Here is a 9,607-nt window from a genome sequence, read left to right as displayed (position 1 = left end):
ACTATCTCTAGCGAGGTAGTCTTTTCTGTGTTCCTTATAAGCTATAAATGGAAGCTGTTGGGGCTGGGTTCCACCCGTTCGATCCACACTGCAGGAGTATGCGTTACGGGACGCCGTGTGGCGAAAGGCTCCCTTCGCACGAAGTCTTTCTTTGGAGTATGGTGGCTCGGCGATACTAATCCTTCAGCGCAATAGTATGCGTGAAGGGTTTATGCGCTTTCGGCGATAGTGTCCACCGGACACTATCGTGCCTTTCGTATCGTCAGGTAAATAAGCAAAAAGACTATCTCTGATGAGGTAGTCTTTTCTATGGTCTTCGTTGCTGATCAACTTTCAATCAAGACCATAAACTGGGGAATGATGTCTCGCTAAAGAGTCAGGCTTTTCTAGTTGATATTATGAAAAAATTTAGATTTTAAATACAAGATAAATGTCATAATAATGGCATTTATTTTTGTTACATTTTAATTACCACATTATTCAATTTATTGACAAAGGAAAATGTAAAGGAAGATTTGTATGTCTGAGATTGAAAAATCAACTTACATCAGGGAGCATTTTAATACATCATTTAGACATTTCATTAACCTACGGATTGAGGATCATTGGTACACCCTTATTTTTAAAACGTGGATAAGCACGAAGGAGGAGTAATCATGCTTGAAATTCAGGGAGCATCTCTAGTATCAGAAGGAGATGAAAGGGTTGAAATTCTGAAAAACATAAATCTAAAATTCTATGATAAAAAAATTTATGTTGTCACAGGTCCAAATGGCGGGGGTAAATCCTCACTGGCCAAAATCATTATGGGTGTCTTTAACACTACCTCAGGTAAAATTCTGCTTGATGATCAAGACATTACAAAAATGAATATTACAGAAAGAGCTCGTCTGGGTATTGGGTATGCTTTTCAGAGTCCACCTCGCTTTAAAGGCATAAAAGTTAAGGAACTTCTAAAAATGGCTGCCTCATTTAATCCTGAAAAAGAAAACATTTGTAATCTACTATATAACGTCGGATTATGTGCTCAGGATTATCTGAACAGGGATGTGGATGCCAGTCTCTCAGGGGGAGAAATGAAAAGGATTGAAATTGCGACCGTACTTGCCCGAAATCTAAAGATTGCAGTTTTTGACGAGCCAGAAGCAGGAATTGATTTATGGAGTTTTCAAAAGCTCGCGGAAACATTTAAAACCATTCACATGAAATATGATACAACAATCATTATCATTTCCCACCAAGAGCGTATTATGGAACTCGCAGATGAAATAATTTTAATGTCTAATGGGATGATCAGTGCGCAATCTGAAAGGGATATAATTCTTGCCGGAATTTTGAATAACGGTTCTTGTATGTGTAGCACTAAATGTGAGAAAGGAGTTGGTCAAAATGCTGGATGCGCTGGATAAACTGATGCTCGAAAAAGTGGCTGATCTCCATGAAATACCTCAGGGGGCTTTTAATATCCGGAAAAACGGTGAAGGGGTACAGCGAAATACAACTGCTAATATCGATATCGTGACCAAAAAGGATAAGTCAGGGATTGATGTGATCGTCAAGCCCTATACTAAAGGAGAAAGTGTTCATATTCCTGTTATTGTAACTCAAGACAATATCACAGATGTTGTCTATAATACGTTTGAAATTGGTGAGTACTCGGACGTTTTGGTCGTTGCCGGATGCGGAATCCATAATTCAGGAAACCACACATCACAGCACGATGGAATACATAACTTTTTTGTTAGAAAAGGGGCGAAACTCAAGTACGTAGAAAAACACTATGGACAGGGTGAAGGACAAGGGCAGCGGGTTTTGAATCCAAAGACCATTATTGATGCCGAGGCAGGTTCCGTTGTCGAACTCGAACTTATTCAAATAAAGGGGATTGACCGCACAAAAAGGGATACTGAAATCAGACTTTTAGATAACGCAAAGCTTGTGGTCACTGAACGGCTCTTAACTTATATGGATCAAGAAGCGGAATCCAGTATTACTGTTGAATTATTAGGAGCAGATTCTTCAGCCCAAATTATTTCACGGTCTGTTGCTCAGGACAATTCCAAGCAAGAATTTTATTTTGATTTAGTTGGACGAAATAAAAGTCGTGGTCATATCCAATGCGATGCCATTATCATGCATAATGCCCAGGTTCATTCAACACCGAAAATTTCTGCCTATCATAGTGAAGCACAACTTGTGCACGAAGCGGCCATTGGCCGAATCGAATCCGAACAATTAATTAAATTAATGTCAATTGGGTTCTCGGAGAAGGAAGCAGAGGATACCATTCTCAATGGTTTTCTTAAATAATGCCGTTTCTCCATGCCAGCATTAAAGATCACCAACCCCAAATTTGCTTGAATTAGTATTCCATATTAAGGAGCAGGTTAAAGTTGGCGTAGTGCTCAAAAATATTATTAATTTATTACTGACATCGGTGTATAACATCTGGAAATAGACTTGGTTACTAATGGCGATGTAGTGAAGGTCTTAGTGGGGAAAACGAGTGAATATGGACCAATACTTAAGAGATTAGCAGAAAAACAAGTTGTAGGAATAATGATTATGGGGAGGGGTTTATGTTGAAAAAAATATTGGTGGCCACAGATGCTTCAGAGTATTCACGACGAGCGTTGAAAACTGCATTAGAGTTTGCTCATGAATTTAATGCTCAAGTTGAGCTTCTGTTCGTTATGCCCGGGCCGGTAGTGTATGACTCTAGTGTTTATGCTTATAGAGTTTCGTCGGAACAAATTGAACAACAAGGTGAGTTTGTATTAAAAGCTACACTTGAAGGAATCGATATTAGTGATGTCACCTTGATTAAGAAAAAACTACAGGGAAAACCAGCGAGCATTATCTTAAAAGAAGTTGAAAATGAGCATATTGACTTGGTCGTGATGGGGAGCCATGGCTATGGAGCGATTGCTGGTTCCTTATTAGGTAGTGTTAGTCAGCATGTCCTCCACAGAGCAAAATGTCCTGTGTTAATAGTAAAGTGAAAAGTGAACTCTGCTAGTCAATGTTGCATAATTTTAGAAAGGATGGGGTTATTATATGGCTAAGTGTGAAAATTGTGGAGTAGAGGTTTTAACAGAGGATTTGTATCAACCATGCAGTTCAGAAAAATAGTCCTCCATGGTGAGGCGCAAGCCCTTGGAGAAAGAGGTTATCACTAGGTAAACATGTAAGAGACTATCTCTAATGAGGTAGCCTCTTTGCGTTACGAAAGAAAGATGATATAAGTAAACGAAAATGCCCCATCGGTTTCCGCGTTTACTTTCCAATAGATAATTGGTTACAATCTTTGTTACGGTTATCGTTTATATTACAATTGGTAGCATAGAACTCAAGTTTATAATCAATTATTTTAAGGTTTTCTTTCAAATTATCCATCTGTTTAAGAACCTCTTTACGATGGTCAAGAAACATTTGCCGTCGGATTTCTATGGTATCATCCCCTTGCAGACACCATCCAATATATTGCTTGATTTGTTTAATCGGCATGCCCGTGTTTTTCAGACAACAAATAAGTTTCAGCCAATCTAGATCACTGTCTGAGAATTCTCTATTTCCTGTTTTGCTTCGATCTACAAATGGCAATAGACCTTCTTTGTCATAATATCGTATTGTGTGAGCTGTAAGATCAAATTTTTTAGCAACTTGGCTAATAGTATATCCCATATAAAAACTCCTCTATATTGGAAAATTTAAAATAAAAAAATGGCATACAAATTAGAATAAAAAAACTTTGTTCTAAAAAGAACTTGACTTAGAGCTAACTTTAAATGGTAACATAAGTATAAGCGTCTTAATTCTGAATTTCAAGTATTTAAATAAAATGGAAGGAACTATTGATTATGCTTTAGCTAATTGGTATTACCCAACATAGTTCAAGAAAAACAATGAGATAAATAGGTATAGAATAAATGTGAATTATTTTACTAATTATGGAGAAGGGGCTTGAGGATCAGATTGAAACAAATCAAAGTTCAAACTAACGATTTTAAATTAAGTAAATTTTTAGTCTTAGTAATGGCGGTAGCTAGTGGTGTCACTGTTGCTAATTTGTATTATATTCAGCCATTACTTGTAGATATAGCTGACACTTTTCATGTGACTCAAGTTAGTGTGGGCTTTGTAGCAATGCTTACGCAGATCGGATATGCTCTTGGAATGCTTTTTATATTGCCTTTGGCGGATATTAAGGAAAAAAGATTTTTGATTATCACGATGTTGATTTGTTCAGCATGTGCGCTAATGCTCGTATTTTTTTCTGGTAGTATAACAGTGATTTCAATCGCATCGTTTGTTGTAGGTTTCACTTCTGTGGTGCCTCAACTAATCGTTCCTTTCGCAGCGCAGCTGGCCAATCCAAAAGAGCGAGGGAAGATTATTGGGACTGTTATGAGTGGTTTGCTGATAGGCATATTGGTGTCACGTACTTTCAGTGGTTTTGTGGGTGAATATTGGGGATGGCGAATGGTGTATTTGATTGCAGCGGCTTTGATGATCGTATTGGCCATATTCTTAAGCAGAATACTGCCTTTATGCCCTCCCACGTCAAGTATAAAATACAAAGAATTGTTTAAATCTATGGTGAACTTAACAAAAAGCCTTCCTGTATTAAGAGAAGCATCCCTTAACGGAGCACTGATGTTTGCAGCATTCAGTGCATTTTGGACAACACTTGTATTTTTACTGGAGAGCTCGCACTATAACATGGGGTCAGATGCTGCTGGTTTGTTTGGATTGGTTGGTGTCACAGGAGCCACGGCTGCCCCTTTTGTCGGCAGGATAGCCGACGAACGCAGCCCAAGATTTACAATCGGAATAGCTATGATTTCGGTAATACTTTCTTATCTTTGTTTTTTTGTTTTCGGGTTTAAATTGTGGGGGTTGATTATCGGTGTTATTTTGCTTGATTTTGGTGTTCAGTCATGTCAGATTTCCAATCAGGCTAGAGTACACGCCCTAAACAATGAAGCACGTAATAGAATCAATACGGTCTACATGGTTTCGTATTTTATCGGAGGAGCTCTTGGCTCTTATCTGGGCTCATTCTCCTATGCCCATTTCAAATGGTATGGAGTTTGCGTTTTGGGACTCTTGACCCAATTGATAGCTGTTGTCATACATAGGAGTTATAAAGCAAAAACTTTGACATCTAAATAAACATATTCGACAAGTGTCCAGGAACCTGAGATTAGGTGTCTCATGTGAAAGTAAAGTTAAAGAAAAAAATAGGCTCAGCAGGCATAAACCAGCTAAGCCTATTTTTATTTTTTTGCTTAGTTGAATGATGATATTTATTAACACTTCAAATAGAATTCAAGGGAAATGAAGAAGATACCTCAATGCATAATTAACAAAACTGAGTGTGGGCGCATTAAATTGTAATCAACTCATATTCTTTGTTGCCCAGCCCCATCTTTACTGCATGGTCGATACACACTTTCCAGTCGGTATTGGGGCCGATATCGGTAAAGTGATCATGATGTGTACGAGCGCTTTTCTCAAGAAGACTGCCTGCCATGACTGGCTGACGGTTTACCGCATCTGCGCAGGCAACATCCAGGGCAACCGGATCAAAAGACGCAAACATACCGACGTTCGGAACAATGGGCACATCGTTTTCTGCATGACAGTCGCAGAAAGGAGATACATCAATTACCAAACTAATGTGGAAGTGAGGGCGTTCATGCAATACCGCCCAAGTGTATTCGGCCATTTTTTTATTTAAGATGTCATTAGACTCATCCCAGGCGGCCAAAGTAGCACTCGTTGGGCAAACGCCGATACAGCGTCCACAGCCGACACATTTACTGTGATCTATGGAAGCCTTGCTCGCAGTGATGGTAATGGCACTATGAGCACAGATTTTAGTGCACATGGCGCAACCGATACATTGTTCTTGAGAAACACGGGGTTTTCCACTGCTGTGCATCTCCATCTTACCTGCGCGTGAACCACAACCCATACCAATATTTTTTATTGCACCGCCAAAACCAGTTAGTTCATGCCCCTTGAAATGATTCAGAGAAATTAATACATCTGCATCCATAATCGCATGACCGATTTTTGCTTCCTTGACATATTCACCGCCCTCGACAGGAACTAAAACCTCATCAGTTCCCTTCAGACCATCGCCAATTAGAACATGACAACCGGTGGAAAAGGGAGAGTAGCCGTTGACATAAGCAGAATCAAGATGATCAAGTGCGTTTTTTCTGCCACCGACATATAACGTATTGCAATCTGTTAAAAACGGTTTGCCACCCAGTTCTTTCACAATATCCACCACTGTTTTGGCAAAATTGGGGCGTAAATAAGCCAAATTGCCTGGCTCGCCAAAGTGAACTTTTATTGAGGTGTATTTTTTGCCAAAATCAATTTGACCAATCCCTGCTGTTTTGATCAGACGGCTCAGCTTTTTCTGCAGATTTTCCTTCGTGGTCGTGTGCATGTCTGTAAAATATACCTTTGATTTTTCCATGCTTAAATAACCTCCAAAATTTTTGAATTCTAATACGGAGTTTGATCACCCAAATGTTAGTTTAATTAACTCTTTTTAATTAGCATAAACCCTAAAGCGCACTTTAAGTCAAGTGAAAAATTAATTTATAATTAAATAAATTCCAATTAGTATTAAAGAAGATATTTTGGGCATCTCCATTTCTTGTGACCAATGTCTCTAATGCAATTGAATAATCGGTATCACCATCATGCATACTAATACAGGTGAGATTACATAAAGGAGGGTAAATAATGCCTGTACCAAATCAGTCGCTTACACCGTATGAACTAGTAGAACTTCATGAACTTCTTAGCATGGAAGTAATGGAGATGAAAAAACTTAGATCAAGTAGCACGACACTCCCAGAAGGCAGTCAACTAGCCAGTTATATTGATGATGTCGTAAAGACTAAAGAACAACACATTGGCGAACTCAAACAATTTATTAGCAGTGGAGTGCTGCAATAGGAGGTGTATTTATGGGATGGTTAGAGGACCTATTTGGAACTGAAACCACTGATACCACAGAAATGACGGAGAAAGATGTAGCCTTGGATATGCTAAAAGATTCGAAGTTTGTACTGAACACTATAGCTATGGCAGTTACAGAAACGACCGATTCTAAACTTAGAGAAATTCTGAAGAAGCAACTTAATGAGGTTGTACAGAACCATTTTCGTTTAGTTGACCTTTCGGTGCAAAATAATTGGTACTTACCGCGTTTGTCTCCAATTGAACAGGTAAAAAGTGACTATGAAGAGGCCCAAACTTTGACTGAGTAGTTTTAACAAAGCATGCACTTGTGTAAGGAGGGATTCTGTTTTGGAAAACTCGAATGAACTAACTGATCATGAAAAGCTGAAATTGCATGAAATATTGTGTAATGAGACGCTCGGTGTGAAAAAGATCGAGTCGGTCACTAGTATGGTTAAGGACCAGGAACTTGCATCCTTTATCCAAAGTACTCTAGCGACTCGACGTCAGAAATTGCAGGAAATGCAACAAGTTAGCGGAAGTAGTACTCTTCAATAAAAGGAGGCTCTCTTATGCCAGAAACCACAAGTTCCTTAAACGATCAGGATATTGTTAATGACATGTTGAAGGACTCTAAGTTTTCTATCCATTCGATCACTGTTGCACTTGGCGAGAGCACGTCATCTCAATATAGAGAGAAGCTTGTTAGCTTAATGAATAGTTGCATCGATGAACATTTTAAGCTAAGCGACTTTGCCATTCAGAAAAATTGGTACCAGCCCAATCTTCCACTGGATCAGCAATTGCAACAGGTTTCAAATCCCACTCCAGTTTAATATGAAAGACTACTTGCATGTTCCACTTAATAGCCTCTCCATCACGGAGGGGCTTTCGATTTCTAAGAAGATTGTAGTTAGATGAAATTATGTTTTTGAAGTTGGTTGATCTGAACTGGTAACAGATAACTCAATTAGGACATATATTGTCATTAGGCATTAACAATATATTCCATCAAGATAGGAGCTCTCTAGCTAATAAATAGAAACGCTAGCCTATGGGCTGCTTAGGACTTGCATGGGGTCGGAAATATTCCCATAAACTGGAGCACAGCAGTTTATTCGGGAGAATCCGAGATTGTATCGCCACCAAATTCCCAATCTATTCTCGTTATCTTAATCTTACTTCTTGGATTTATGGCACCTGTAATTTTGAGGTGCCATTTTCTCAAGGCTTTTACAAGAAAAAGTAACATGACAGAGGTAAAGAGATTACCCTATCAAGGTAGTCTCTTTTGTTTATTTTAAGCGAGTTGGTTTTTTTGGCATTTCATTTTGTGTAGAATCAGACAAGGATTTTCCGGATTTGTGGCGAATCTATGTATGTTGAAACAAATGAAAAGAGTAATTGAGGAGTTTAACGATAAATGAAAAATATTCGCCTTATACATAGTAAAGTCATCGTCAGTATCATAGGAGTCTTGCTTTTTACTGCTTCAGCGGTCCCGGCACGCGCGGATAACCTGCAACAACAGTTACAACAATCACAACAAAAAGTCAATCAATTAAAAGGCACATTGAATGCCCAAAAGAACAAAGTGTCTACGGCAACGACTCAAGTATTGACACTAAAGCAATCCGTTCAGGCGTTGAATAATAGCATAGCGCGAGATCAAGTATTATTGACAGATGAACAACATCATCTTCAAGAGTTAGAAGATCAACAACAGAAGCTCGAGGTTAAGCGCCAGGAACATATTGAAGCCTTAGGGAAGTTTTTAAAAAGTAACTATGAGGATGGTGCGTCAACATATCTAGCCGTTTTGCTTGACGCTACAAGTTTACCTGATTTTATAGAACGAGCGGACAAAATTCAGATGATTGTAGGTACCTATGGTAAGCTTCAAAAGGAAATTATAGCCCTAAACGAAACCATGAACAGCCAAAAAGAAAGTATAAACCAAAAGAAGGCGACTATTCAAGTTGCGTTACAGGACAAAGAGCAAACTCAGCAAGCCGTTCAACAAGCTCTTGACAAACAAAAAACTGTTCTTGCGCAATTAAGCGCTAATGAAAAAGCAACCTTGAATGCTTCTTTGTCTGCCCAAGCAAACGTAAGCAGAATTCAGAAATTGATAGAACAGGAAGCGCTGGAAGCCGCTTATGCTAGAAATAGCTCTAATTCAGGGGATTCCAGTCAAGCTGGGTCTGGAGGGGGAGTAGCAGGTACTGTTAAAGTGTCAGGTGGAGCGAAACAAATTCTTAGTTTTGCGGCTAAGTTTCTCGGCACACCTTATGTTTGGGGAGGTACGAGCCCATCGCCTGGATTTGATTGTTCGGGATATGTCCAATATGTATATCGGCAGGCCGGTATATCGTTGAATCGAACATCAGAGCAACAGTTTAACAATGGAGTTTCCGTTTCAAGGTCGGAATTACGTCCAGGGGATTTAGTGTTTTTTCACACATACTCTTCAGGCGCTTCCCATGTTGGTATCTATGTGGGGAATAATACGATGATTAATTCGTCCAATGGCGGCGTATCATACGATGACATGACAAATTCCTATTGGAAGGCCAGGTATTTAGGAGCTCGGCGTGTTGTCGCTCCCTAACTAGTG

Annotated in this window: 12 protein-coding genes; 10 read left to right on the top strand and 2 right to left on the bottom strand. The window is 39.1% G+C overall.

Annotation, left to right across the window (positions count from 1 at the left end; genetic code table 11):
• From DOT_RS31400 to DOT_RS10365, 4 genes are all read left to right on the top strand, one after another.
• Positions 1–195: hypothetical protein (locus DOT_RS31400; protein ID WP_207637040.1), on the top strand; the 195-nt coding region annotated here is incomplete at its 5' end.
• A 461-nt stretch (positions 196–656) separates the two neighbouring features.
• On the top strand, positions 657–1,409 hold the full coding sequence (locus tag DOT_RS10375) for an ATP-binding cassette domain-containing protein (RefSeq protein ID WP_009617999.1): 753 nt from the start codon (positions 657–659) through the stop codon (positions 1,407–1,409).
• Positions 1,390–2,310: a SufD family Fe-S cluster assembly protein gene (locus tag DOT_RS10370; protein ID WP_009617997.1), complete on the top strand. Its 921-nt coding sequence runs from the start codon at positions 1,390–1,392 to the stop codon at positions 2,308–2,310. Before DOT_RS10375 ends, DOT_RS10370 begins: the two co-directional genes overlap by 20 nt.
• Positions 2,311–2,579: 269 nt before the next feature.
• On the top strand, positions 2,580–3,002 hold the full coding sequence (locus DOT_RS10365) for a universal stress protein (RefSeq protein ID WP_009617993.1): 423 nt from the start codon (positions 2,580–2,582) through the stop codon (positions 3,000–3,002).
• A 274-nt stretch (positions 3,003–3,276) separates the two neighbouring features.
• Here DOT_RS10365 and DOT_RS10360 read toward each other — a convergent pair whose 3' ends face one another.
• Complete coding sequence (locus DOT_RS10360) at positions 3,277–3,684, bottom strand: MerR family transcriptional regulator (protein ID WP_009617992.1); 408 nt, start codon at positions 3,682–3,684, stop codon at positions 3,277–3,279.
• A gap of 351 nt (positions 3,685–4,035) precedes the next feature.
• On the opposite strand from DOT_RS10360, the gene DOT_RS10355 reads away from it, so the two are divergent.
• Positions 4,036–5,175, top strand: a complete 1,140-nt coding sequence (locus DOT_RS10355) for an MFS transporter (protein WP_083824062.1) — start codon at positions 4,036–4,038, stop codon at positions 5,173–5,175.
• Positions 5,176–5,389: 214 nt separating this feature from the next.
• Here the strand turns inward: DOT_RS10355 and DOT_RS10350 are convergent, their stop codons facing one another.
• Positions 5,390–6,496 carry a DUF362 domain-containing protein gene (locus DOT_RS10350; RefSeq protein WP_040411822.1) on the bottom strand — a complete coding sequence of 369 codons (1,107 nt, stop codon included), beginning with the start codon at positions 6,494–6,496 and terminating at the stop codon, positions 5,390–5,392.
• Between the two features lie 272 nt (positions 6,497–6,768).
• On the opposite strand from DOT_RS10350, the gene DOT_RS10345 reads away from it, so the two are divergent.
• From DOT_RS10345 to DOT_RS10325, 5 genes are all read left to right on the top strand, one after another.
• Positions 6,769–6,984: a hypothetical protein gene (locus DOT_RS10345; protein WP_009617985.1), complete on the top strand. Its 216-nt coding sequence runs from the start codon at positions 6,769–6,771 to the stop codon at positions 6,982–6,984.
• An 11-nt stretch (positions 6,985–6,995) separates the two neighbouring features.
• Positions 6,996–7,298, top strand: a complete 303-nt coding sequence (locus DOT_RS10340; RefSeq protein ID WP_009617983.1) for a spore coat protein — start codon at positions 6,996–6,998, stop codon at positions 7,296–7,298.
• Positions 7,299–7,338: 40 nt separating this feature from the next.
• A complete protein-coding gene (locus DOT_RS10335; protein ID WP_009617979.1) occupies positions 7,339–7,548 on the top strand; it encodes a hypothetical protein in 210 nt (69 codons plus the stop codon).
• 14 nt (positions 7,549–7,562) lie between these two features.
• The gene (locus DOT_RS10330; RefSeq protein ID WP_009617977.1) at positions 7,563–7,826 is read left to right on the top strand and encodes a spore coat protein; all 264 of its coding nucleotides are present in this window, start codon (positions 7,563–7,565) and stop codon (positions 7,824–7,826) included.
• Between the two features lie 587 nt (positions 7,827–8,413).
• Positions 8,414–9,601, top strand: coding sequence for an NlpC/P60 family protein (locus tag DOT_RS10325; protein ID WP_009617974.1), 1,188 nt, complete (start codon positions 8,414–8,416; stop codon positions 9,599–9,601).
• Positions 9,602–9,607 lie beyond the last annotated feature (6 nt).

This window comes from Desulfosporosinus sp. OT (assembly GCF_000224515.1).
In the GTDB taxonomy this organism is placed as follows: domain Bacteria; phylum Bacillota; class Desulfitobacteriia; order Desulfitobacteriales; family Desulfitobacteriaceae; genus Desulfosporosinus.
This window is presented reverse-complemented; position numbering and strand designations above follow the sequence as displayed.